Annotated in this window: 18 protein-coding genes; 12 read left to right on the top strand and 6 right to left on the bottom strand. The window is 45.7% G+C overall.

The window, feature by feature from the left end; translation table 11 throughout:
- Positions 1 to 8: 8 nt before the first annotated feature.
- Both AB3G73_RS21185 and AB3G73_RS21180 read right to left on the bottom strand, forming a co-directional pair.
- A complete protein-coding gene (locus tag AB3G73_RS21185) occupies positions 9 to 623 on the bottom strand; it encodes a fumarylacetoacetate hydrolase family protein (protein WP_148366555.1) in 615 nt (204 codons plus the stop codon).
- Positions 623 to 1,273 carry a redox-sensing transcriptional repressor Rex gene (locus AB3G73_RS21180; RefSeq protein ID WP_008650453.1) on the bottom strand — a complete coding sequence of 217 codons (651 nt, stop codon included), beginning with the start codon at positions 1,271 to 1,273 and terminating at the stop codon, positions 623 to 625. The genes AB3G73_RS21185 and AB3G73_RS21180 overlap by 1 nt, the downstream gene beginning before the upstream one ends.
- 165 nt (positions 1,274 to 1,438) lie before the next feature.
- Between AB3G73_RS21180 and AB3G73_RS21175 the strand changes: the two genes are divergently transcribed.
- Entirely contained in the window at positions 1,439 to 1,789 is a 351-nt protein-coding gene (locus tag AB3G73_RS21175; protein ID WP_148366556.1) for a translation initiation factor, read from the top strand.
- 17 nt (positions 1,790 to 1,806) lie between these two features.
- On the top strand, positions 1,807 to 2,316 hold the full coding sequence (locus AB3G73_RS21170) for a TlpA family protein disulfide reductase (protein WP_367745568.1): 510 nt from the start codon (positions 1,807 to 1,809) through the stop codon (positions 2,314 to 2,316).
- Between the two features lie 123 nt (positions 2,317 to 2,439).
- Here the strand turns inward: AB3G73_RS21170 and tsf are convergent, their stop codons facing one another.
- From tsf to rplM, 4 genes are all read right to left on the bottom strand, one after another.
- Entirely contained in the window at positions 2,440 to 3,432 is a 993-nt protein-coding gene (tsf, locus tag AB3G73_RS21165; RefSeq protein WP_148366558.1) for a translation elongation factor Ts, read from the bottom strand.
- Positions 3,433 to 3,554: 122 nt separating this feature from the next.
- Positions 3,555 to 4,391, bottom strand: coding sequence for a 30S ribosomal protein S2 (gene rpsB / locus AB3G73_RS21160; protein WP_004305566.1), 837 nt, complete (start codon positions 4,389 to 4,391; stop codon positions 3,555 to 3,557).
- A 121-nt stretch (positions 4,392 to 4,512) separates the two neighbouring features.
- Positions 4,513 to 4,899, bottom strand: a complete 387-nt coding sequence (gene rpsI / locus AB3G73_RS21155; RefSeq protein ID WP_004297203.1) for a 30S ribosomal protein S9 — start codon at positions 4,897 to 4,899, stop codon at positions 4,513 to 4,515.
- Between the two features lie 6 nt (positions 4,900 to 4,905).
- Positions 4,906 to 5,367, bottom strand: a complete 462-nt coding sequence (rplM, locus tag AB3G73_RS21150) for a 50S ribosomal protein L13 (RefSeq protein WP_004297202.1) — start codon at positions 5,365 to 5,367, stop codon at positions 4,906 to 4,908.
- Positions 5,368 to 5,846: 479 nt separating this feature from the next.
- Here rplM and AB3G73_RS21145 point away from each other — a divergent pair, with 479 nt between their 5' ends.
- The 10 genes from AB3G73_RS21145 (at position 5,847) to AB3G73_RS21100 (ending at position 24,826) form a co-directional block, all read left to right on the top strand.
- The gene (locus tag AB3G73_RS21145) at positions 5,847 to 9,026 is read left to right on the top strand and encodes a SusC/RagA family TonB-linked outer membrane protein (protein WP_367745567.1); all 3,180 of its coding nucleotides are present in this window, start codon (positions 5,847 to 5,849) and stop codon (positions 9,024 to 9,026) included.
- 22 nt (positions 9,027 to 9,048) lie between these two features.
- The gene (locus AB3G73_RS21140; protein WP_258979437.1) at positions 9,049 to 10,752 is read left to right on the top strand and encodes a RagB/SusD family nutrient uptake outer membrane protein; all 1,704 of its coding nucleotides are present in this window, start codon (positions 9,049 to 9,051) and stop codon (positions 10,750 to 10,752) included.
- A gap of 8 nt (positions 10,753 to 10,760) precedes the next feature.
- Positions 10,761 to 13,364 carry a DUF4962 domain-containing protein gene (locus AB3G73_RS21135; protein ID WP_367745566.1) on the top strand — a complete coding sequence of 868 codons (2,604 nt, stop codon included), beginning with the start codon at positions 10,761 to 10,763 and terminating at the stop codon, positions 13,362 to 13,364.
- Positions 13,365 to 13,381: 17 nt separating this feature from the next.
- On the top strand, positions 13,382 to 14,158 hold the full coding sequence (locus tag AB3G73_RS21130; RefSeq protein ID WP_195648638.1) for a DUF3575 domain-containing protein: 777 nt from the start codon (positions 13,382 to 13,384) through the stop codon (positions 14,156 to 14,158).
- 12 nt (positions 14,159 to 14,170) lie between these two features.
- Complete coding sequence (locus AB3G73_RS21125) at positions 14,171 to 15,220, top strand: DUF6562 domain-containing protein (protein WP_148366563.1); 1,050 nt, start codon at positions 14,171 to 14,173, stop codon at positions 15,218 to 15,220.
- A 30-nt stretch (positions 15,221 to 15,250) separates the two neighbouring features.
- Positions 15,251 to 16,921: a DUF6562 domain-containing protein gene (locus AB3G73_RS21120; RefSeq protein WP_234132362.1), complete on the top strand. Its 1,671-nt coding sequence runs from the start codon at positions 15,251 to 15,253 to the stop codon at positions 16,919 to 16,921.
- Positions 16,922 to 17,106: 185 nt separating this feature from the next.
- A complete protein-coding gene (locus AB3G73_RS21115; RefSeq protein WP_367745723.1) occupies positions 17,107 to 19,635 on the top strand; it encodes a DUF4962 domain-containing protein in 2,529 nt (842 codons plus the stop codon).
- Positions 19,636 to 19,650: 15 nt separating this feature from the next.
- On the top strand, positions 19,651 to 20,481 hold the full coding sequence (locus tag AB3G73_RS21110) for a DUF1961 family protein (protein ID WP_229118797.1): 831 nt from the start codon (positions 19,651 to 19,653) through the stop codon (positions 20,479 to 20,481).
- A 9-nt stretch (positions 20,482 to 20,490) separates the two neighbouring features.
- Positions 20,491 to 21,348, top strand: coding sequence for a DUF1961 family protein (locus tag AB3G73_RS21105; protein WP_367745565.1), 858 nt, complete (start codon positions 20,491 to 20,493; stop codon positions 21,346 to 21,348).
- Positions 21,349 to 21,823: 475 nt separating this feature from the next.
- A complete protein-coding gene (locus AB3G73_RS21100; RefSeq protein WP_367745564.1) occupies positions 21,824 to 24,826 on the top strand; it encodes a polysaccharide lyase family 8 super-sandwich domain-containing protein in 3,003 nt (1,000 codons plus the stop codon).
- Positions 24,827 to 24,838: the final 12 nt, after the last annotated feature.

Genomic DNA, 24,838 nt, shown 5'->3' with positions numbered 1-24,838 from the left:
AAAAAAGATCAACGAATATAGAAATCCAGCAGTTTTTCTTCCTCCAGATAACCTTGCAAACGCTGTCCGATACTAACAGGGCCTACGCCTACAGGAGTCCCTGTAAAGAGCAAGTCACCTATTTTCAAAGTTACAAACTGGCTGACATAAGCGATTATATCATCTATCTTGAAAAGCATATCTGCCGTACAGCCACGCTGCACTTCCTGTCCGTCGATCAACAAATGAAAGTCAAGATTCTGAATATCCTTATAGTGCTCCACCGGAACAAAAGTTCCAATGGCAGCCGACGAATCAAAACCTTTGCAAAGCTCCCAAGGATTACCCTGCTCACGGAATTTTCGCTGAAGGTCACGAGCCGTAAAGTCGATACCTACAGTCACTGCATCATAATAGCGGTTAGCAAAACGGGGAGCGATATTTTTCCCCAATCGGTTGATACGGACTACCAATTCCGTTTCATAATGTATCTCTTTAGAAAAGTCGGGAATGAAAAACGGTTTGCCATCCTTCAGAATAGCAGAATCAGGCTTCATAAAAATCACCGGCTCCGTATTTACTTGTGTATGTCCCAGTTCTTTGTTATGCTGGGCGTAGTTCATTCCTACTGCAATAATCTTCATTATTTCTCGTTAAAATTCAATCGGTTAAACATAACAGCCAAATGAGCATATAGAGACGTATTCTGCACCACTATATTCTCAGGCACACGAATTCGGAAAGGAGTAAAGTTCCATACGGCTTTTATGCCTCCGTCTACCATCTTATCTGTAATTTCCTGAGCAATATTAATAGGTACGGTCAATACACCGATATTTACATCGTATTCTTTCATCTTTGCTTCAAAGTCATCGGAATGAAAAATAGGAATGCCATTCAGATCTTTTCCCACCAGTTCCGGATTCACATCAAAAGCAGCCACAATCTCCAGTCCGAAATGATGCAAACCAGAATCCCGAAGCAAAGCAGCCCCCAGGCTACCTACACCAAACAAGAAGGCTTTGTGCATATTGGTAAATCCAAGAAAGCTCTCTAACACCTCAATCAACGCATCAATATTGTATCCCACTCTCGTACGCCCCGAGATATTGACGTATGACAAATCCTTGGCGATTTGAGAAGCGTCAATATTTATTTCCTTAGAGATTTGTGTAGAAGAGACATACTGCTCCCCTTTTTCTTTCATTAGTTTTATATTGGACAGATACCAGGGAAGTCTGCGCAAGGTAGGCTCCGGCACTTTATCCGCCTCTTTTCGTATATAAGTGCTCATACTTCTTACAAAATTTGGTATTTTGCAAAAGTACATTATTTTTTGAGACTGACAACCCTATAACAGAAAACCTTAATAGAGATTAAACAAAACGATGAAAAGAGACTCAAATTTTGCTCTTTTCGATAAGTTTAATACTTTTGAAAAGGATTAAAAATAACAAGTATGAAAAATAATGATTGGAAAGATAGATTGAACGTTGTGTACTCCACGAATCCAGACTTCGGCTATGAAATGGATAACGATGAAGAACAGGTTACCCTCGACAAAGACAAGCAAAACCTGCGGGTTTCCATTGACAAAAAGAACCGGGGTGGTAAAGTGGTAACATTAATTACCGGATTTGTGGGTACGGATAATGATTTGAAAGAGCTGGGCAAGTTACTGAAAAGCAAATGTGGAGTAGGCGGTTCAGCTAAAGACGGAGAGATAATGGTACAAGGAGACTTCAAGACCAAGATCATAGATCTACTCATCAAAGAAGGATATACTAAAACCAAAGGCGTAGGAGGTTAAATTAAATAATACAAGATATGAGAAAAGTAATATTATTCTGTGCGGCAACACTATTCTCGCTGCTGTCATTCGCACAAGAAAGTGATATGGATATTGTCAAGGTAGGTGACAATATGCCTGCTTTCACCCTTCATTCAACAGTAAACGGCACCGTAAACTCTACAGATCTAAAAGGGAAAGTTGTATTAATCAATATTTTCGCTACCTGGTGCGGTCCTTGCCAAAGCGAACTGGCTGAAGTTCAGAAAACACTCTGGCCTAAATATAAAAACAACAAGGATTTCTGTATGTTAGTAATCGGTCGCGAGCATACAGACGACCAATTAGCGGAATACAATAAAAGAAAAGGGTTTACATTTCCCCTCTACCCGGATCCCAAACGGGAAGTTACAGGTAAATTTGCCACCAAAATGATTCCCAGAAGCTACTTAATAGACAAAGAAGGAAAAGTAATATCAGCTACTACCGGCTATGAAGATGGAGCTATAGATACGCTGATGAAGCAAATAGATAAAGCATTGAAATAGTCCCTATCCCTAAAATATGCCTTAAAGAAAAAGAGTCCGGTACAATACCGAACTCTTTTCCTGAATTTTAAATGTAAAAAATGACTTGGCAAGTAAGTAATACTTAACAAGAATTGAATCTGATTATTCAGCTTTCAAAGTGAAACGCTTGAAGTCAACAATCTTCAGTTCAGGATCAGCAGCAGCCAACACTTCTCTTACAGTCTTCTTAGCGTCCATGATATCTTCTTGGTTCAGCAGGCAAACTTCTTTCAAGAACTTAGCCAGACGACCCTTAGCGATGTTCTGAATCATTTGTTCAGGCAGATGTGCAGCCTTTTCAGCAGAAACAGTAGCAATGATTTCTTTTGCTCTCGCTACATCTTCAGCTGTAATCCAACCTTTAGCCATATTGCTTTCCATGTGGTCTTCACTGTCTACATGAGCCGGGTTGATGTTAGCTTTCTTCAGAGCAGCTTCTACAGCCTTCTGTACCTGTTCAGCCTTTGTCTTTTCGATAGCTACTTCGATTTCTTTTTGCTTCACTTCTTCAGAAACACCATCCTCATCAATAGCGATCGGATTCATGGCAGCAATCTGCATAGCTACTTGCTTAGCCAACTGCTCGTCAACGTTCTTGTTAAAAGCAACAATCGTACAAAGACCATTTCTGTTCATGTGGTTGTAAACAGCAGTGCTTGCACCTTCTACAGTCATGTAACCATCAAGTTCCATTTTTTCACCTGTGATACCGCTACGGTCAGTCACTGCATCCTGCACAGTACCGTTACCCATCGGCAATGCTTTTACTTCGTCCAATGTCTTGCATTTGTTAGCCACAGCAAGATCAAGAATATCCTGAGTCAGTTTCACAAAGTCAGCATTCTGAGCTACGAAGTCAGTTTCACACTTCAAAGCAATGACAACGGCATAGTCACCGGTAGTCTTAGCCAGAACGCAACCTTCAGAAGCCTCACGTTCAGAACGCTTAGCAGCAACAGCTTGTCCTTTCTTACGGATAATCTCCATTGCCTTGTCGTAATCGCCATCAGCCTCTGTTAATGCATTCTTGCAATCCATCATACCAGCTCCGGTCATTTTGCGCAGCTTGGTAATATCAGCCATAGTTACAGCCATAATAATTTCCTTTATTTAAATGAATAATAATTTTCGAAACAAAAAAATGTGCCAATCTGCCAATCAAGATGCAAGTGTATAACAATACCCTTGCACATTAGCAAATTGGCACATTTTATATATTAAGCCTCTTCGTCTTCCTTGATGAAAGCAGCAGCTTTAGCTGCGTTGATAGCTTCTTCGTCAGACTTGTCGAGTCTAGCTTTTACTGATTTCTTCTTGCCTTTGTTAGCAGGAGCCTCACCAGCTGCTTCCATGTCGATCTTTTCAGCTTTTCTTTCTTCCAAACCTTCGATCATTGCAGCGCAACAAGCATCCAGGATAACTTCTATTGATTTAGTAGCGTCATCATTAGCAGGAATTACGAAATCCACGTTTGAAGGATCAGAGTTAGTATCAACGATACCAAATACAGGGATACCCAAACGGTTAGCTTCGCGAACTGCGATATTTTCTTTCATTACGTCGATTACGAACAATGCAGACGGCAGACGAGTCAGGTCAGCGATAGATCCCAAAGTCTTGTCTAATTTTGCACGTTGACGAGAAATCTGAAGAACTTCTCTCTTAGAGAGGTTAGAATATGTACCATCGTTAGTCAATTTATCGATAGTAGCCATCTTCTTCACAGCCTTACGGATAGTCGGGAAGTTAGTCAACATACCACCCGGCCAACGCTCGATTACATAAGGCATATTAACAGATTGAGCTTTCTCAGCCACAACTTGTTTAGCTTGTTTTTTAGTAGCAACAAAAAGAACTTTCTTGCCAGATTTGGCAATCTGTTTCAAAGCTTCAGCAGCTTCGTCTACTTTTGCAACTGTTTTGTGGAGGTCAATGATATGAATACCATTGCGTTCCATGAAAATATAAGGAGCCATTGCAGGGTTCCACTTTCTCTTAAGGTGTCCGAAGTGGCAACCAGCCTCCAATAATGTATCAAAATTTGTTCTTGACATCTTGTTTTTTCTTTAAATCGTTTACTTTCTTTTTTGTTTTTTCTAAACCAACCGCTGGGTAGTCTATGAGCAGAGTCCCAGTAGTTTAGATACTAAACATATTCCTCTATCAGGCAGCACATTAACGCTTGCTGAACTGGAATCTTCTACGAGCTTTCGGCTGTCCCGGTTTCTTACGTTCAACAGAACGAGGGTCACGAGTCATGAAGCCTTCTGCACGAAGAGCAGCTTTATCTTCAGCGTTCATCTTAACCAGTGCACGAGCGATTGCCAAACGCAATGCCTGAGACTGACCTGTGAAACCACCACCACACAAGTTAACCTTGATGTCATACTTCTCAGCAGCACCCAGCTTGTTCAATGGTTGTTTTACAACATACTGAAGAATAGTTGATGGAAAGTACTCTGCAAGGTCTCTCTTGTTAATAGTAATCTTTCCTGTACCTTCGCTTACGAATATGCGTGCAATAGCACGTTTACGTCTGCCTAATGCATTTACTACTTCCATTATATCTTATTTATATGAATTAATATCAATCATTTTCGGGTTCTGTGCAGCCTGTTTGTGTTCGCTACCAGCGTAAACATACAAGTTGTTCAGCAATTTAGCTCCCAGAATATTCTTAGGAAGCATACCCTTCACTACTTTTTTCAGTAATCTCTCTTCACCGTTCGGTTTTGTAATCAAACGGGCAGGAGTCATTTCTCTCTGACCACCAGGATAACCAGTATATGACAAATATACTCTGTCATTCCATTTGTTACCAGTCAGTTTTACTTTGTCTGCATTGATGATGATAACGTTATCACCGCAGTCTACGTGAGGAGTAAAGTTTGGTTTGTACTTTCCTCTCAGCAATTTTGCAACTTTTGCTCCCAGACGACCTAAAGTCTGGTCTGTAGCGTCAACGATAACCCATTCTTTGGTTACAGTCGCTTTGTTTGCAGAAATGGTCTTGTAACTTAAAGTATCCACTCTAATTTTGTTTTTTAAATGTTACTACTAAAATTGTCTTCACCACTTATTAGTCTTCCCCGGACAAAGGAATACTAACTAGCTATGAATTAATCTCTTATCATTTTGTGATAATAATCGGCTTGCAAAAGTACGGCTTTTCTTTGAATTGGCAAACAATTTCTTCCTTTTTTTGGATTTATCCGGTTGAATAACAAGAGATATAAAGATATTATCGGAAAACAAAAAGTCATTTCTGGAAGATTTCAAAGTAAATTATAATTCAGACTATTATATAAATAAGGTGTAACAGAGATCTGCCACCTTCCCTACAAGCATCACAACAGGTATCGGGATAAATTCTAAAGGGTTTTAGACGATTTCAAAAGCCCTCTATCTGTTTTCAAAAAAAGGAAAAACAATACTAAAATAGTAATAGAAAGAAAAGCATCTATCTTTGCCATAGATTCTTAATCCAGAAAACAACGAATAGAATTGATATGAAAAACATTCAAAAACTTCTCTTTCTTGCGGTTTGCCTTTGCACCGCACTTACGGTCAAAGCACAAAACCTGACTGTCACCGGAAAGGTCATAGACTCGGAAGGTCTTGAGGTGATCGGTGCCAACATTACTCTGAAAGGTACTCCCGGCGTCGGTGCAATCAGTGATTTAAGCGGAAATTACAAGATTCAGGTAAACAATGCCGCTAAAGACATTCTCGTATTCTCTTATATAGGAATGAAAACACAGGAAGTACACGTAAAAGGAAAAACGGTCGTCAATGTCACGCTGCAAAGTGATGCCAAAGCATTGGACGAGGTGGTTGTGGTAGGTTACGGAACCAGTAAGCGTAGTGACCTGACCGGTTCTGTGGTTTCTGTAAAAAGCGAAGATTTGATGAGAATGCCTACTTCCGACGTCACCCAAGCATTGGCGGGACGGGTGGCAGGTGTACAAATAACCCAAAGTGAAGGTGCTCCGGGTTCTACCATTTCCATACGTGTACGCGGTGGTATTTCCATTACGCAAAGTAATGAACCTCTTTATATTATCGACGGCTTCCCCAGCGAAGACGGAATGTCTACTATCGACCCTGCCGAGATTGAAACGATTGATATCCTGAAAGATGCCTCGGCAACTGCCATTTACGGTGCACGCGGAGCAAACGGGGTAGTGGTAATCACCACAAAGCAAGGAAACAAAGACGGTTCCAAGATGAGTATCAGTTTCGACAGTTATGTAGGCGTGAAGACTCTGGCACGCAAACTGCCGGTACTCTCTACCAAGGAGTTTGTCCTGCTGGATTATGAGCGCAGATTACAATTCAACGGTGAAACAGGAGTGAAAAGTTTCCAGTCTATCTACGGTTCTTTCCTGGATATTGATGAAAACTACGGCAACTACGCCGGAATCGACTGGCAGGAAGAGACTTTAGGAAGAGTAGCCACTTCACAGAATTACCGTGTACGCATCTCCGGAGGAAACAAGGAACTGCAATACTCCCTGAACTATACTTATTTCAAAGACCTTGGAGCTATGCAGTACAGCGGAAACGACAAGCATAATATTTCATTCAGCCTTTCCCACAAACCTACCAAGCGTATTTCTGTCAATGCCCGTGTAAACTACGACCAGACCTATATATATGGTATGGGGACTTCCGACCAGTCCACCCGTTTCAACAAGATGGAGCATATCCTGCAATATCGCCCCACCAAAGGGATCTATGGAGATGACGAGAGCCTGCTGAAGAATGAAGAAGACAATATCACCGACGAAGAAGGCAATCCGATGCAGAATCCGCTCACCTCTGCCGCCCAAGAAATAAACAAAAGGCAATTGCGTACTTTCCAAGCCAATGGAGGGCTGACTTTCAATATTGCCAAAGGATTCAGTTTCCGCAACAATACCGGTATGCGTTACCAAACCACGCGCTTTGATGTCTTTTATGGAGAGAAATCCAGCATCGGAAAACGTTCCAGCGCCAACGGATATATCCAATACGCGGAAAACAGCAGCTTCCAGACTTCCAATGTGCTCAACTATGAATACAAGAAAAAAAAGCATAAATTAGTCGCTATGCTCGGACAGGAATGGGTATCACGATGGACACGCAATATGCGCGCCAGTGCCACCAATTTCCCCAATAACGATATTAACCTGGATGATATGAACCTCGGCATTCCGGGTTCCATTACTTCCAATGCCAATTACGATGACAAATTACTGTCCTTCTTCACCCGGTTCAATTACAATTTCGGAGAAAAATATCTGGTGACCGCTACTTTACGTGCCGACGGTTCTTCCAAATTCAGTGAGGACAAGAAATGGGGACTTTTCCCTTCCGTTTCTGCCGCATGGCGTATGGGCGAGGAGAAGTTTATCAAGAACCTGAACTTGTTTTCCGACCTGAAGTTACGTGTCGGGTATGGTATGTCGGGCAACAACCGCATCGGCAGTTATGCTTCACTGAACCTGCTGAATTCCGTGAAATATCCGAATGGTGAAAGTAATATGCCCGGATACGTACCGACCGCTATCCCGAACGAAATGCTTCAATGGGAATCCAACAACACACTCAATATCGGACTGGATTTAGGTTTTCTGGAACAACGCCTGACTATATCCCCGGAGTTTTACGTGAACGAAAGTACCCACTTACTCCTGAACTCACGCATACCCAGCTCTTCAGGATACAGCAATATGATTCGCAATATCGGAAAGACGCAGAACATCGGCGTCGACCTGACCATCAGTTCCGTCAACATACAAAAACGCAACTTCACATGGAATACCAACTTCAACTTGTCTCACAACAAGAATACGATCAAAGCATTGTCCGGAGAGCAATTCTTCCTCGAAGAAGCCAAATTCGGTTATAACCAAAAGACACACAAGATAGAAGTAGGCAAGTCAATCGGACAGTTCTACGGATACCGTACCCTCGGACTTTATCAGGTAGAGGACTTTGATTATGACCCGAACACTAAAAAATACACATTGAAAGAAGGAATCCCTTACAGAGGTTCCCGCAGTGAAACGCAACCGGGTATGTGGAAATTTGCCGATACCGACGGGAACAAAGTGATTGATGAAAACGACCAGACGGTTATCGGTGAAGCCAATCCGAAATTCTTCGGCGGATTGAACAACACTTTCACTTATAAGAATTTCGACCTGAGCATATTCTTTACCTTCTCCTACGGAGGCGAAGTATTGAATGCCACCAAACTGACCAATACCCAAGCCGGCAAATCCGGATACAATGTACTGGATGCAGTGAACAGCAGCAAGCGCTGGATGACCATCAACCGGAATGGTGACATTATAACAGACCCGCAAGAGCTTGCCGCATTAAATGCAGGCAAAAGCGCAGCCGTTGTCAACGATATGGAACAGGGAGACACCTATATCCACTCATGGGCAGTAGAAGATGCCTCTTACCTGCGGCTAAGCAACGTGACTATCGGGTACAACTTCCCCAGAAAATGGATACGGAAAGCCGGCATCCAGAAACTCCGCCTGTATGCGACAGGCAGCAACCTGTTTGTCTGGACTCCCTATACCGGATTCGACCCGGAAGTTTCTACCAAAGGCAGCAACCTGACTCCCGGAGTAGACTACGGAGCATATCCGAGAAGCCATTCCTACGTATTCGGTCTGAATGTGACCTTTTAATTCACCTTAAAATAACGGAAAAATGAAAATCTACAAAACATATCTTTATGCGCTCGGTATACTGGCAGGAGGCCTGCTCAATACTTCCTGTGCCGACCTGTTGACTGAAGACCCCAACTCTTATTACGAGAAAAAGGACATATTCTCCACAAAGGCAAAGGCCGCCATGGCCGTTACCGGAGTATACGAACGACTTCCGGAACTTTATGGGTATATGGACATGGCATTTCCCTGTTCGGACGATACTTATTATGTGTCGGGAGTGACTTCGGACAAAGGCCGGCGGGACATCGCCCACTACAAAGTGACCAGTTCAAACACATGGGTAAATAGCGTCTGGCAAGGCAACTACACCGGAATTGAACGTGCCAATTATACCGTTGAAGGTATTGAAGGCATGGCTGATTATGAGAAAGACAAAGAGCTGCAATCACTGGTCGGAGAAGCTAAATTCCTGAGAGCCTTGTATGCATTCAATCTGGTGCGTTACTGGGGAGATGTTCCCTTCAAAACGACTTCTACGAATGTAGACAAAAATGTCTTCCAACCACGTTGCAGCAGAGAAATAATCTACGACCAGATTATTGACGACCTGAATTTTGCCAAGACTCATTTATCCTGGGCTACCCCGGCCGTTACCCCGGAGAAAATCACCCAAGGCGCTGCACGCGGATTGCTTATGCGCGTACTATTGCAACGTGCCGGATACAGTCTTCAAATGAACGGAAGCATTACCCGCCCGGACGATGCCAAGCGCAAAGAATATTTTGAAGCTGTCATCGAAGAGTGGGAAGAGTTCAAAGCAAACGGCTATCATGATTTCTATCCCGAAGGTTACAGAGAGCTGTTCAAAGGTTTCTCGGCAGGAACACTTAACTCTGTAGAAAGCATCTTTGAAATCGCATTTTATAGTCCGGACGGAAATACAGGAGCCAAAGGATACTGGGGGACTTACATCGGCCCGCTGGTTGCGCATCCCGGCATCTCCGTCACTGAAGTCAACCAGTTCATGGGACGTGCCAATGCGATGTTCCGGGTGGTTCCCGAATGGAAAGCATTCTTTGACGTACAGGAAGAAGACGCAGACGGTAATGTAATAACGGGGGACGAACGCCGTGACGTGATGATTTGCGACTACAAATACAACTGGGACAAAGAAATCTACAATCACGTGAAAGTGGTTAACAAGAACGGAAAAGACTGGTATCCCGGCAAATGGCGCCGCGAATGGATGCCTATCGGATACAAGAACCCGAACGTTACCGATGTCAACTTCTGCTATCTGCGCTATGCGGATGTCGTACTGATGGCAGCCGAAGCCTACAATGAAACGGGTGATACATCCGAAGCATGGAAACTGCTCAACAGCGTACGCAAACGTGCCGGAGCCAGAGAAATTACCACAGAAAATTACACCGAACTGATGAAAGAGAAAGTGTACAAACTCAACTTTATTTCCGATGCTGACGATGCCGGCAAGTTCCGTACGGCACTTTATTGGGAGCGTGGTTTTGAACTCGCTTTTGAAGGGCAACGTAAATACGACCTTATCCGCTGGGGAGTTATCAAAGAGGCATTAACCTTGTTCAGCAGCCGTTCATCAGTGAAGAGTTCTTATCCTGCCGGAGACAATTTCCAAAAGGGCAAACATGAATTATTCCCTATTCCGCTAGACGAACTACAGTTGAATCCGATGTTTGAAAGCAAAAACAATCCTAATTATTAAATAATACCATGAAGAAATTAATCAGCAGCATACTACTTTGTTGTCTGGTGTCCGGTGTACAGGCACAAGAGAAGCCGGCACGGATCAGACTTACCGACGTAACGCTTATGCACGAGATGCGTGCCACCCCGTCGCCGTTGGACAAAGCAACGGTGTCCGACCGTGCAGTCTCGTTCCAATGGCCTTTGCAGGCAGATATAGATACTTCCGAAGAAGTATTGGACGGAATGAAGTCCCGCAAGAAGAAAGTAGACAAGTCCCGTTTGAAATACCAGTTACGCTACTCGCAAGATGCAGCGCTGAAAAGTAATGTGATTCAGGAAGAGACCCGCTGGCCTTTCTTCAATCCGGAGAAAGATTTAGCTCCCGGTGTATGGTACTGGCAATACGGATATGTGAATGAAGGAGGAAAGACTCAATGGTCTTCCGTTTTGCAGTTCACGGTTGAAGCCCATCCGGACAAGTTCTGCCCGCCATCATTCAAGACGATGCAGGCAAACCTTTCCAAAAGTCATCCGCGTATATTGGTGCAGAAAGACCAATGGGCGGACTTTATGAAAAACAGCCGGTCGAAACCGGAGTACCAGTGGTATTTGGAACAAGCCGATAAAGTATTGAAGACTCCGATGCAGTCTGTCAATAACATCAATACCAAACTGGCTGACGGTCTGGACAACGCCATGCAGCGCAGTGCCATGTTAACCAGGGAAAGCCGCCGCATCATCGATCAGGAAGAAGCCAATGTAGAGCTGCTGATACGTGCCTATCTGCTGACACAGGACACGAAATATAGCAAAGAAGCTATAAAGCGTGTGATAGAAATGGTCGGCTGGGATGAGAACAAAAATGTCATGGGCGACTTCAACGCTTTTACCATGCTTTCGCTCAGCTCATTGGCTTATGATTCATTCTACGACCTGCTGGACGAAGGGCAGAAGCAAACTTTGCTGAAAGAGATTAAAAAACGTGGCAGTGAATCCTACAATAACTTCAACAACCGGTTGGAAAATCATATAGCCGACAATCACGTATGGCAGATGACCCTGCGCATTTTCACATTTGCAGCATTCAGCGTGTACGGTGAGCTCCCCGAAGCGGATACATGGGCGGATTACTGCTACAACGTTTGGCTGGCACGTTTTCCCGGTCTGAACAAAGATGGAGCCTGGCACAATGGCGACGGTTACTTTGCGGTCAATTTCCGCACGCTTGTCGAAGTGCCCTACTTCTATACCACCGTCACAGGATTCAACTTCTTCAACGACCCGTGGTATCAGGGTTCCGTGATGTACACCCTCTACCAGCAGCCCCCTTTCTCCAAATCAGCCGGCAACGGTAGCGGACACCAGGGAAATATGAAGCCGAACTCTATCCGTGTGGGATATGCCGACGCATTAGCCCGCATGACCGGCAATACGTATGCCGCCGATTATGTGCGCCGCATCGCCACTACTCCCGACTTCCACAAACGTTTCCTGACTTCCAAATCCGGCAGCCTGGCATGGTTCCGCCTGCAATGCGACAGACCGTTGCCCGAAGGCGAAGGGCTTGCCAATCTCCCGATGGGGTATGTTTTCCCGGAAAGCGGACTGGCTTCCTTTATGACCAACTGGGAGCGTGTGGGTGGAAACGCCATGTTCAGTTTCCGAAGCAGCCCTTACGGCAGTACCTCGCACGCCATTGCCAACCAGAACGCATTCAACACATTCTTCGGCGGAAGCTCGCTCTTTTACAGTAGCGGTCACCACATCGCATTTGTAGACAAGCACAGTATGCTTTGCCACCGTTCCACCCGCGCTCACAACACTATCCTGGTGAACGGCATGGGACAGCGTATCGGTACGGAAGGGTACGGTTGGATTCCCCGTTACTATATAGGCGAAAAAATCGGCTACCTCTTGGGGGACGCTTCCAACGCTTACGGCGAAGAAATCTCCCCTATCTGGCTGGAACGCGGAAAAGAAGGCGGAATAGAATACACTCCTGCCAACGGCTGGGACAAGAACCACCTGAAAACTTTCAGACGTCACACCGTCGCTTTAGGCAAGACCGGATTAGTATTCATCTACGACGAACTGGAAGCCGACGAACCTGTCACCTGGGACTATCTGCTGCATACGGTCATCCATCCGATGAATGTCACCAAGAAAGATAAGTTCGTACACATACAGGCTACCAACAAAAACGGAGCTTCCGACGCTTATCTTTTTTCAAGCGGCACATTAAAGACCGATACGACCAGCCAGTTCTTTGCTCCGGCTGTAAACTGGTTGCGCGCAGATGCCAAAGGACAGTTTGCCGCTTATCCCAACCATTGGCATTTCACAGCGACTTCCGAGAAACAGAAGACGTACCGTTTTGCCACCATTATAAACACACATCTTCTCTCCCGCCCTGTCGCCGACCCGGAGATACTTCCCGACGGACGCATCAAAGTGGGGAGCTGGATTATCAAGGTGAATGTCTCGGCAGAGGGTACTCCTTCGTTTTTCATCCGCTCTACCCGGAAAGGGGAAGATGTAAACATCACCTATAAAGGCGGAGCGACGATAGTACGTGAAGACGGCTATGAAACGACTCTTGTAGACAAACGTCCGGAACTGGAAATCTAACCGATTATAAGAAACATATGAAAACAAAAAGATACTTAGTACAAGGATTCCTGCTGCTGTTCTGCTCCATGACAGCCATAGCCGGTTCTCCTTCCGAAGAACTGCAACATCCGCAGCATCCACAGAAACAGGAAGGTAAACGTCCGCGCATACAGACTTCCGCAAGCGAGAAAGAAATTGTGTTCAAACCCAATGCGGAAACGGGAAAAGTGGAGACAGCAAAGACCCAAGCAGTCAAAGCCATCGGGAAGGAGCGGAAAGAAACGGCAGCCAAGCCTAAAAAGAAGCCTCATCCGAAGAAAACTTCCGAACGCTACCGGGCGTTCAAGACCAATATTGCTTATGATGCAATCGCCGTGCCGAATCTGGCTTTCGAGATACAATGCAGCGAGCATATTTCCGTAGAGCTTCCCGTCATGTTCAGCGGCTGGGACATCAGTGACAAACACGCAGTCCGTACTTTTGCCGTTCAGCCGGAAGGACGCTGGTGGTTGGAAAAAGCAGGGACAGGCCATTTCTTCGGTGTACACGCACACATGGCATTGTTCAACGTGAAATGGGACGAAAACCGTTATCAGAACACGGGGCGTCCGTTATTGGGCGCAGGTGTCAGCTACGGATACAAACTCCCTTTTTCCAAACATTGGGGAGCGGAATTTACCTTGGGAGCCGGCTATGCCAACATGAAGTATAATACCTATTATAATATAGACAACGGTGCTCTGATTGAAACAAAAAGCCGGAATTACTGGGGAATCACCCGTCTCGGTCTATCACTGTCCTATCATTTTTAAGTCTGTTTGATTATGAAAAAGAATACCTATATATCCATTATCCGCACGTTGGGCTGTTTGCTGTTACTGTCGGTTTTCGTAAGCAGTTGCCTTTATGAAGAACCGGAATTGACGGCCGACGGTGAACTCGGAGTAGACCCCACCGCTGTCAACATCATGACGAACCTGACACTGGAAACGTCGTTTGACCCCGTAAATGTGAATCGCGGTACACGCGCGGCAGCCACCACCTACTTGCATCGTTTTGTCGTTGCCGTTTACGAAGGCTCGCAAAAAGTAGCCGGTCAGGTTATCTATCAGGAAATGCAGAGCGGTGAAACAACTGTCAATATCCCGCTTAGCATGAAGTTACATGCCCGTAAGTATCAGCTTGCCGTATGGGCAGACTATGTGGAAAAGCCGGAAGAGGAAACTTATCAGACTTTCTATGATGCAACGGACATGGCATTCATACTACGTGCCACACCCTACAAGGGAAACTCCCGATACCACGACGCTTTCTACGGAAATACCCCATTGGATTTGAGTGCCTATCGCGACCAGTGGAACGTAACCGTTCCCGTAGATGTCAAGATGCTTCGTCCGATGGCATCGTACAACCTGATAGCAACGGATGTAGCCAAATTCCTGAAGAAAGTGACCGACAAGGAAATCACCGGAAAAAGATTTACCATGACTGTCAAATACAACTACTATCTGCCCACAGGGTTTGATGTGTTCACCGGCAGACTGAAAAACTCTTTGCAATATATAGAGTACAATAAGACGGTTGACCTGGCAACTCTCCAGAAAGAGGAAAACAAAGAAGAGTTCAACATCGGTTTCGACTATCTGCTTATCAACAATGAATCCGTATCGTCCATTCCGGTGACTATCGAGATAACGAATGAGAGTAAAACCGTGGTAGCCCGTTACCAGAATCTGAAAATCCCCTATCAACGGAACAAAGAAACAAACATCCGGGGATATTTCCTGACAGCCAGTCCGGGTATCAGTTTCGACCCTGATTTCAACGACGAGGACATCATCATAGATGTAACTCCTATTGTAAAAAACAACTAATAATTATTATACACTTTAATCATTACCATTATGAAAAAGAACTTTGCCTATTTAGCGATTACGCTATTCATGGGATTATTCGCCTCATGTAGTCAGGAGAATGACCCAACTACTTCGGACAGCCGGAATAAGCTGGTCAATATCTCCGCCGAACTACCGAAGGAATTTGCCCAAACACGTGCCGTTCCGTCAGCAGACGGACATTACCTGCGTTGCATCCTCGAAATAACGAATGAAAACGGCGACCGGGTGTATAGAGAAGAGAAACTGGGAACTGAAGGCAATGCGGACGGTAAACTCTCCTTTACTTTTGCCCTTGAAGAAGCTGGTACGTACAACTACAAGATGTGGGCTGACTTCATTGAAGCCAACGGACAGGAAAAAGATCCTGTGACAGGCCGCTACACCGACAAGTTTTATAACACGGAAGACCTTACAAAGATTACAATCAAAGATCCGGCTTTGCTTTATAACACCGATGCGTGTGACGCATTCTCCGGCAACGGAACTTTCGAGAAAAGTCAGGCAACGTTAGAGAATCCGCTTAGTGTCACATTGATTCGTCCGTTTGCCAAACTGATTGTATCGGACAAGAGTAAGGAGAATTTCGCTAAATGTACTTCTGTCAGTATCAGTCAGGAAATTCCTGGCGGATTCGATGTATCGACAGGTAAGATTTCTACGGAAACAGTGGAAGCCGTTCTTCCGGCTACTGCTCCTATCGGCACAGGAGAACAAGAAGGAGAAGGATTTGATTTAAGACTCTTCTCATGCTATATCTTTGCAGACAACGACGCTCTGGGAGAAATCGGACTGACTTTTGTAACTACCGACGGTGGCCGTACAGTCGCCATTCCCGCCAATGTGCCGGTGAAAAAGAACACACGCACACTGGTAAGAGGATACCTTGTAGCCGAATCACAAAACAACGGACAGATTGATACTGATTTCGGTGATTGGAATCCGGATATAGACGGAGGAGACGTTGAACCGACAGAACCGACTATCGACCCGAAAATTGGTGATTACTATTATAAGAACGGTGAATATTCTTCGGAACTGAGGACGGATGCCGAAAACCCATGTATCGGAGTTGTATTTGCCACTAAAGCTATAAACGGCGATGAAGCAAGCAATTATGGTGAATATACCCGTATCAAAGGATATGTGATGGCTTTGGAAAGCGCGCCGAGCAATACACGTAAAGAATTCTGTGATAAAGCTATGAATGGTACAATTGATTTCACCGGTATGGAATTGGTAAAAACAGGCTATGAAAATACGAAAGCCTTTTTAGCGGACAGCCGCTATACAGACAACAGTACCTCTTATCCACTACTTCTCGACTTTATCGCATTCAAAGAAAAAACAGCCACTCCCGAAAAGTCCAGTGGATGGTATATACCTTCTATCGAAGAGTTAAAAGAAACAATGATTAAATATCACGGTTTTGAGGAAACTCCAGCCAACAATGTATTCGTTGAAGCCGTAAATGCCATAGAGGGTGCCAACCAGTTTGTTCACACTACATCTGCACGTTACTTACTTTCCAGCAGTATCAGTAATAAAACAATTACCCCTGTAACGTTAACCGACGGTGTATTAGATACCAATACCAGAACGCAGGCAATATTTAATTCAGATCCGCAAAAAGCCGGTGTGCAAGGACAAATCCGTCCTATCCTCACTATCTTGGAATAAACAGCCAAAAGCGAAACACAATAGAAGAGCCAAGATAAGCAAGGCATCCCCTGCTAGCCTTGCTTATCGGCTTTTCCTCTTTATTTGCTATTTAATTTCGTTTTATTTCCGATTTATCTCCCAATCAATCTTTTATTTAATTCATCCTTATGAAAACAACTCTCCGCTTCAGCACTCTTTTCTTCATGCTTGCCTGCCTGTTTTTAGGCACTGCTTGCAGCGACGATGCACTTCCCGAACCGACAGACACGGGAACGGAACAGCCGGGAGAATCTCCCGATGCCTTACACGACAAGACACGGGAAAAGCCCTATCCTAAAGCGGACAATGAACTCTACATCAATCCCGCTCCGTTCATCGTGCCCCAAGCCATGAAGACCGGAGACAAACTTCAATTTGCCTTTTCACAGTCGAAAGACTTTCCTGATACGGAAACCACTGTATCCACTCCCCGGCAATGGTGCATGTACAATGCGCACCGGACACTCAAAAGCGGTACATGGTACTGGCGCTTCCGCTCTGTCGGCAATGACGGAACCGAACAGGCATGGAGCGAAACCTACTCTTTTGAAGTAAAAGACGAAACGCCCAAATTCGTAACTCCTACCTTTGAGACATTGCTCAAGAATGCTCCCCGCACTCATCCCCGCCTGTTCTGTTTTCTCGACAACGGACTGGAACAGGCACGGCGTAATGTCAAGTCGCATCCCGAATACAAACAATTAACAGGCCGTGCACAAACGGCATTGGGCACGGATTACTCTCTTCTTCCCAACCCTTACGACGCAGCCGCCCAAATAAAAAACTCCGTCCAACATCTGTATCAAGCCTATCACCTGATACAAGACAAAAAATATGCAGACAAACTGCACGAGATACTGACCATTCTGCTGGCATATCCCGTATCGGACTCCCAACTGTTTGCCAGTAATTTCGGCGCTACGGATATCGCCATCAGCTTTATCGAAATCTACGACTTACTCTACAACGAACTGGCTCCGGAAGAAAAGCTCGGAATTGAAGAACTGTTGATGCGTGTTTCGCGCTACTATTTCCAATCAAACTGCGGAAGACAGGAAAACCATATTTTCGATAACCACTTCTGGCAACACAATATGCGCATATTGTTCCAGGCTTGCTTCATCCTTTACGATAAAGCAGCCTATGCGGACGAAATTCTCCCGATGCTGGAATACTATTATGAAATATGGAGTGCCCGCGCACCGGCTTCGGGGTTCAACCGGGACGGAATATGGCATAACGGAACGGGCTATATCGCCACCAACATAAAGACACTGTATTATATTCCTTCCCTCTTCTCGCACATCACACGAAATGATTTCCTGAAACATCCGTGGTATCTGAACGCAGGGAAAGCACTGGTCTATACCAGTCCACCCCACTCCAAAAGTATCGGATTCGGTGACGGAAGCGAGAGCGGAGAAGAGCCGAGCCGGGTATTAGCCGCTTTTGCCGACTTTCTGGCTAAAGAGAACGCCGACCCGTATTCGGGCTGGTATGCCGACCAATGCAAGGAGTTGGTACAGCAAGACTATGAGTTCAGGCTCTACCGCATGGTACGCACTCAAAGCTATGCCACCGAACTGCCATCGAACACTCCCAAGCTCATCTGGTATAAAGATGCGGGAGAAGTTGCCATACATACCCATCTGGCGAATCCGGAACAGGATATGGCTATCGGCTTCCGTTCCAGCACCTTTGCTTCGGGCAGCCATACGGTAGCCAATCAAAACAGTTTCAATCTCCTTTACAAAGGAGTGGATGTGTACCGCAGCAGCGGATACTACCAGAACTTCAGCGACGCGCACAACTTGATGTCTTACCGCCATACCCGCGCCCACAACACTATTTTAGTCAACGGCATCGGCCAGCCTTATTCCTTGAAAGGATACGGCAACGTCACCCGTGCCATGGGCGGCGACCACATTTCCTATTGTCTCGGAGATGCCTCCCACGCTTATAGCGGCATCAGCGACGACCCGATGTGGGTGACCGCCTTTGCAGCCGCAGGCATCACCCAAACTCCGGAAAACGGATTCGGCAAAACTCCGCTTACCAAATACCTGCGCCACCTGTTGTTGCTGCATCCTTATACCGTAGTCATCTACGACGAACTGGAGGCTTCCGAAGCTGTCCGCTGGGACTGGCTCCTGCACAGCCCCACGCAATTCCAACTAGACAAGGACAGGAACATGAGTGTCACCGAAAACACGACGAAAGGATTCAAAACCGTTGTTCGGCAATTCAGCAATTCTTCTTTTGAATACTCGCAAACCGACCAGTTTGTTGTACCGCCTGCCACCCCCGCTCCTGCCCAATGGCATCTGACTGCAACCTACGGTCCTTGCGCCCAAAACCGTATCCTGACTATTATTCAGATTACGCCGGATTCGGAACAGGCTCCGGCAATCGTACGTACCGGAGACAGTTTCCAATGTGACGACTGGAGCATCCAAGCCGTCCTAAGTCCCTCCCAACCGGCCGAACTGATAGTCACCAACCGGACAAACAGCGCGCTATTCAGCTATTCGGCAGACAACCCGGTCATCGACGGAAGTATGTATCTCCGGAAGTCTCCCCGTTCTTCTTTACTCTACGACCAATCGAACGGCAGATATGGCGTGACGGAACAAACGGATTATATCCCGGCTTCCACACGGGCTGTCGGCTATGAACATAAAACAAATCCCTAATTGACTATTATGAATATGAAACAAGTATCTATCTTTCTAATTCTACTGTTCGCTTATTGCGGCGCTTACTCTCAAAGCTCCAAAGAAACCATATCGGCTTTTTACACTTTCGACAACGAAGAAGAAATTGCCGACTGGCTGGTGGAAGGAGAAGGCAAAGCGTATATCGAAAACGGAAAGCTGATTCTGGAACCTCTGTTCTTTCCACTTATGGAAACGTTGATGAAAGCCGGAGCAATCTCTGACGACAACCGCATGAAAGAATACGAGCCCTATCTCTATGCAGCCATGAAAGCCAAATACGGAAAAGACGTCAGAAACTATTTTCTTTTAGGAAAAGGAAAGCCCGTATTCATGGGCGGCCATTTCAACGTATGGAACCGGCGCATCCGGACATCCGATAACTTTGCCATCGAATTTGATTTCACCCCGCTTTCACCCGCTCCCTTGCACATGCTGATGTTCTGCGGCTCCGGCTTGGAAGGAGAAAGCGTTTTCGATGCTTCCCTACCCGCACGCTACGGAGTGGAAGACGAAACGATGTACGACATGGCAATGTATCGCGTCTCATTCTTCCATAAATCACGCCGGAAGGCTAACTTGCGCCGTGCCCCCGGCAAGATTATGGTTGCGCAGGGAGCAGATGTGGTGGTTTCGGAAGACTGGACGACAACCAGCCGTTGCCGGGTGGAAAGAATCGACGGGACAGTGCGATTCCTGATAAACGGAAAAGAAAGTTTCTCCTTCAAGGACGAGCAGCCGTTGAAAGGCGACAACTGGGGATTCAGACTAATGGCTTGTGCCAAAGGAGCGTATGACAATATTAAAGTACTCACAATTAAATAAGGTATCCTTATGCATATCAGACAGACATTTATATGGCTGCTTTTACTGCTCGCTTATAGCAGCATTCATGCGCAAATTCCGAAAGAAGCCATAAATCCGAAAGAAACCGTATCCGCAACCTACACGTTCGATACGGAAGAAGAGCTTGCCGACTGGTTGGTGGAAGGAGAGGGCAAAGCATCCATAGAAAACGGGAAACTGATTCTGGAACCTCTGTATTTCCCGCTTATGGACTCTTTGATGAAAGCCGGAGTAATCTCCGAAGATAACATCATGGAAGAATACAACCCCTATCTCTATACGGCAATGAAAGCCAAATATGGAAAAGACATCGCCAGGTATTTCCTGCGGGGAAAGGAAGAAGCGACATTTACAGGCGGACACTTCAATATCTGGAACCGGAAAATCAAAACAGCCGGAAACTTCGCCATCGAATTTGATTTCACTCCCCTTTCGCCCGCCCCCTTGCACATGGTTCTGTTTTGTGCTTCCGGACTGAAAGAAGAAAGCATCTTTGCTCCTTCCCTGCCCGCACGCTACGGTCTGGGCGAAGAACTGATGTATGACATGAAAACCTACCGCCTTTCATTCTTTCATCAGTCACGCCGGAAAGCCAATTTGCGCCGGGCTCCAGGCAAAGTCATGATTGCCCAAGGAACAGATGTAGTTACTTCGGAAGACTGGCGTACAACCAGCCATTGCCGGGTGGAAAGAATCGACGGAACCATACGCTTTCTGATTAATGGAAAAGAAAGTTTCTCCTATAAAGACAAGGAATCATTGAAAGGCAACAACTGGGGATTCAGACTAATGGCTTGTGCGAAAGGAGCGTATGACAATATACGGATTATCACAATCTATCAATAGCCAACTCCAGTCGGCTATATGGTCAAGTAGAGTTGTCTATTCAGCCAACTACTGTCAGCTATGTGGCCGACTGCATTTGGCTAACCCCATCTTACCTGTTTCCACCCGGTATTCAATCGTATTCGCTTTCTTATGTCCTTTCAGATTAAGGAAGCACCTACACTTTTGTCTTAACCGGGACTTCTTTCTTAAAAGTGTGAACAGAGTGAAGGGTGTGAAAAGCTAAAAAGAGAGCCTTAAATCACAGTATACATCTGTCATACTACAACTTACGGATTGGTGAAACTTGTGAAAAGCAAAAGTGAATTATAAAACCAGAATGAATCAGAATCAGTTTTGATTTCGTCTTTTACAGCTTATTGTCAGAAAATGAAATTCTTTAAATAGAATCTGAAAGTCATTTAATGTCCAGTTACCTATCTTTGCCCCCATGATAAAGCATAATCAGCGTTAAAGAATTAAATAACACAATACCATGAAAAAAGATTTTCTACCTTTTTTAATTGCATGTTTCATCTGTTCATGCATCAGTTTTCAGGCATACGCACAGGAAAAAGTGTTTGCCACTTATTTTGATATTCCTGTCAATAGTCCGGAAGGAACGGAAGTTACCGGACGCATTCATCTGGAAAGGAATAAAGATGTACTGACTTCTCCTATCCCCAAGGGATATAAGTTCGAGATTGTCACACAGCCTGCGGAAGCACTGTTCAAGATAGAAACCCGCTACGATTTATCCCAGCGTATCATGGGAATATTGAGCGTTGACAAAAAGAAAAAGACCGGCCCCAAAGCCATCTCCTATCCCATGACAATCGCCCTGAAAGACGGGAACAGGGAAATAGAGAAATTCGATATTACGGTTCATATCGCTAAAAGCACTTTATGGACATTATTATACGACCGCTACCTTCCCCATGCCATCGGCAACAGCCGCTTGTATGGCCGGATGAAATACTCGGACAAAGAAGTAGCGGAGATAATAGATGAATTAGAAAAGAACAACGGACGTTTCAGCGGATTCAGATGTTATACTGCCCGTCCACAGGATTATAAAGCGGAATTCAATCCTAAGAACGACCATCTCAACACAAAAACCATTGAATATGACTGGGAAAAAGTAGCCAACCGGATTGGAGGACTCGGCTATGCGTATGCCACATCGAAAGTCTATGGTCCGGAAGGTTCGCCGGAGAAAAGGAAAGAATTGCGCGATGCTTTATACAAAGCAATATTAGCCTATACCCTGTCTGTTCCAGTGGAAGGGAAAGAGGTGGAAATAAACGGGAAGCCTATCGGCAATTGCACCGGCGACGCTTTCAGCCTGCTTCAAGCCAACAAGCTGTCGGGCGTTCAGATACCGACTCATCAGTGGGTGCTGACAGACCCGTTGGTGGTGCCTGCACTCTACCTTATGCCTGACATTCTGAAAGGGATGCAGGAAAATGACGAGACCTGCCTCAAAGTGCATAATGCACTGGTACGTTATAATCAGTTATTTATGTCCATCATAAAGGGGCGCAGAGCTATTGACAACCCCAAAGAACGCTGGGGGGAAATACAGGATACTCTTTATTCATCCGGAGCGTGGACAGATGCCAATCTGGGACATCGCTCGCGCACCATGTTGGCTCTCCCGCTTATCTGGGCGGACTACAACCGTCCGCTGACGTACGTACAATACTGGTATAGCGACTTCTATAAGGATAAGCCTTTCAAGAATTTCAGTTTCTCTCCCGGATGGAGTCCGCAAGGAGTGATAGCCGACGTCAGCCGATGGATGACGAAATACAATATTCCCGCACACAAGTATATCCAGTCGGGATTTCAACCGGATGGCACCATATCCCACCACATTGGCCGTGCTACTGACGCAGCTATGGTAGCCTACGGCTTTGAATGGCTGACGGATTGCAACGTGGGATACCAATATTTCAAGAACACGCCCTTCAAAGTAGCTGCCCCGCAGTATCAGTTCCAGTTAGACCATTTATTGAATGTATATCCCAAGTTAATCTACAAGCAGCACATGGACTTCCTCGTCGCCGGACGTTCTTATCTGGACGATTTGAAGGGATTTGCAACCAAGCGCTATCCCAGAGCGGTCAATGAAATGCTGAAAGCCCGAAGCAAAGATACCCAATTGAGTGGAGTGGAAGAATTGCAGACAGTAATCAAAGCAATCAAAGCGAATACTCATGAATATTCGGGTACGGATGCTTATTGGGTGAATGAATATCTCGTGCACCGCCGGGGCGAAAACGAACCTGCGTTCTATGCGTCCCTGAAACTGAAATCGGAACGTACGGTAGGAGCCGAAGATTTCAGCAAGGTACGCAAGTCCTGGCATCTGGGATATGGTATCCTGCAACTTAAAGTACGCGGAGATGAATACGCCAGCCGCGTTTTGAAGAATTATGACTGGCACGCCGTGCCGGGACTGACGGAAGAATGGCGTACCGACGCCCTGCCCGCCGAAGGTGGCGCACAGGCTTCTTTGCCCGGATTAAACAAAATATCCGGTGTACTGGCCGACGGCAAAACGGGTATGGGAATCTACCACCATCTGCCGAAAGAGAAATACAGTTCCTCAACCGCATTCAAAACGTACCACTTCATCGAGGATAAAATCATCGCACTGGGAAGCGGCATCTCCCGTCTCCGTCCGGGACAGGGAAAGGAAATCACCACATTCCTCGACCAGTCTGCCTTCAACCGCGAACTGACCTGGTGCGTCAACAGTAAAGAGCAAACTGTGAATCCGGGTGAATCGGTGAATATCACCGAAAATATAGAATCTGTCTGCTGGCTTCACCAAGGAGAGAAAGGATATATCATTCTGCCGAAAAAGAGGCTGCAACTGGTGATTAAAACCGGAAAAGAAATCAATATCACCGACCGGGCAATAGCCGACAAACAGCCTAACTTTATTATCGCCCTCAATCACGGAGTCACTCCGGGAAGCGGTCTGGATGATAGTTATGCCTATTACCTGATACCCAATATCGGCAAAGAGGAGATGAAAGCCCGCGTGGCCGACCTGCAAAAAGAGATTACGACCGTAGAAAACACGGCTTCCGCCCATGCGGTATATTCCGCTGCCGACAAGACCTGGCAATATGCTTTCTTCAAGCCCGGAACGATTTCCGCAGGAAAGACTGAAGTGACTTCCGACGATGTGGCATTAATCATGCTGCGCGATAACGGTGACAGTTGGACTTTATCTGCTTCCAATCCGATGCCGGACGGCAAAAAGCAGAGACTGACTTTCCGTGTCAGCACTCCTCTGGCGGCAGGCACTTATACCTACCGGACAAAAGGTGTTTATCCGCTGGAAGGAGAAACCGTGACTGTTTCTCCGGATAAAGGGGGTGCAAAGGTGGTGGTTGAGCTGCCGGACATCAGAGATGAGAAACAGTACAATTATCAGTCCGACTTATATGCGGCAACCCCGATTGTAGTTACTATTCCTAAATAAATCGTTTTCAAT

The organism is Bacteroides sp. L008 (assembly GCF_040812255.1).
Taxonomy (GTDB): domain Bacteria; phylum Bacteroidota; class Bacteroidia; order Bacteroidales; family Bacteroidaceae; genus Bacteroides; species Bacteroides vicugnae.
Note: the sequence above shows the minus strand (reverse complement) of the source record. Positions and strands in the feature narration are given on the sequence as shown.